The 1608-nt window shown below is 69.3% G+C and carries 1 protein-coding gene; it reads right to left on the reverse strand.

The genetic code is table 11. The features are described 5' to 3' along the window. Window positions 1–8: 8 nt before the first annotated feature. Complete coding sequence (locus ACFYWX_RS47700) at window positions 9–1466, reverse strand: NF041680 family putative transposase (RefSeq protein WP_389431807.1); 1458 nt, start codon at window positions 1464–1466, stop codon at window positions 9–11. Window positions 1467–1608 lie beyond the last annotated feature (142 nt).

The following is a 1608-nucleotide window of genomic DNA, read 5'->3' on the forward strand; positions in this document are numbered from 1 at the left end:
CTTGATCTTTAACCTGTGCGGCGGGGCCGTGGGGTAGTCGACTTCTTCGCTCGCTGTTTCGCTGGCTGCGTCTTGCGGGATGTGTGCACGTCGTGGCGTGGGGTGGGCCGGGTGTTCTTCCGGCCTGGGGGGCGTCCGGGGCCGGGGCGGGAGGGTTTCGGTGCATGGGCCGGGCAGGCGGTCTTGGGGCGGATGTGCCGAAAGTTCCGGCGGACGCGGGCAGGAGTGAGCCTGTCCGGTGGGGCGGGCCTTTCCCATGGGTGACGTAGGTCGGCTGCCAGTGGTCGGGCGAGCCGCAGTTGGGTGTAGGCGGCGAGGATCAGCCAGGTCCAGCGGTCCGCGGCCTCTGGGGTGCGGATCTTCGGGCAGGTCCAGCCGAGGGTCTGCTTGAACAGGCGGAAGGTGTGCTCGATGTCGAAGCGCCGCAGGTATGCCTGCCAGAGGCGGTCGGCGTCTGCGGGGGTGGCGTCGGTGCCTGACCACCACAGCCAGACCGGCTTGGGGGTTGCTCCGCTGGGCAGGTGGTCGATGTCCAGGCGGATCACCGTGCCTTCGACGATAGGGAGGGTGCCGTCGGCTGCTGCCCAGGAGGATCGGTGGGTCAGCTTGGGGTGGAGCCGGTTCCACGAGCGTGCGGTGGCGGTTCCGTAGAGGCGGGTGTCGGTGACGGTTTCGGTGTCCGGGGTGCCCCAGGTGTCGGGCTGGCCGAAGACGAACTCGCCTCCGTGCCGGGGCGGCCGGCCCATGGTGTGTGGCTGGCGGGGCGGGACGGCCCGGCGCAGGACTCGGTCTGATCGCATCCGGGCCAGGACCTGCACGGGCAGATCGTCGAGGAGGAATGCCAGGCGGGGTGCGTCGTATCCGGCGTCCGCAAGGATGAGGATGTCAGGGTCGCCCGCCTGCCACTGCCCCGCCGTGATCAGTCGTTCCAGCAGATCACGAAGCTGCCCGGCGGTGACGGTGGCGGAGTCGTCCCCGGGTGCCAGGCGGAGCGCGTCCAGGGGCGCGGTCCATGAGCTGCGGCCGGGCTCGAGCGCGCAGATGATCGAGTAGGGCCAGCCGGGGACGGGGATGTGCTGGTCTTTGCCCCGGCCGTAGGTGTGGCACAGGATCCGCTGTGGTGAGGTGTGGGCGTCGGGTCGCAGCCAGCAGGTGATGTCGATGGCCAGGACGAGCCGGCCGTCGGCAGCCCTGGGCAGTGGCACCGCGGCCAGGGCCCGCCGCAGCCGGCCGGTATCGACTCGGCCACGGGCGAGGGCGGCGTAGAGCCCGCCGTGACCGCGGCGGTGTTCGCCCACCAGCGACAGCTCGGCCAGCGACCTCACCGGACCGTCACCGCACAACGCGGCATCGGTCAGCTCGAACAGCGCGTCCGAACGGGCGGTGAGACAGGAGTAGAACTCACCCCGGAAGCGTGACAGTTCCGCCAACGCCACCTGCCGGGCATTGCGATGCAGCAGACTCATCCTCACGGCCTTCGTGCTGGGCGTGTGTGTTCCTTGGTCGGAGCACATGTTCAGACGAAGGCCGCTTCTGCGTACGGCAGTTACCGGACTGAGTGATCAAGTTCGACGCACCATTCGATGCCGGACGTTAAAGATCAAGCTA

The sequence above is a fragment of the Streptomyces sp. NPDC002888 genome (assembly GCF_042888465.1).
In the GTDB taxonomy this organism is placed as follows: Bacteria; Actinomycetota; Actinomycetes; order Streptomycetales; family Streptomycetaceae; genus Streptomyces.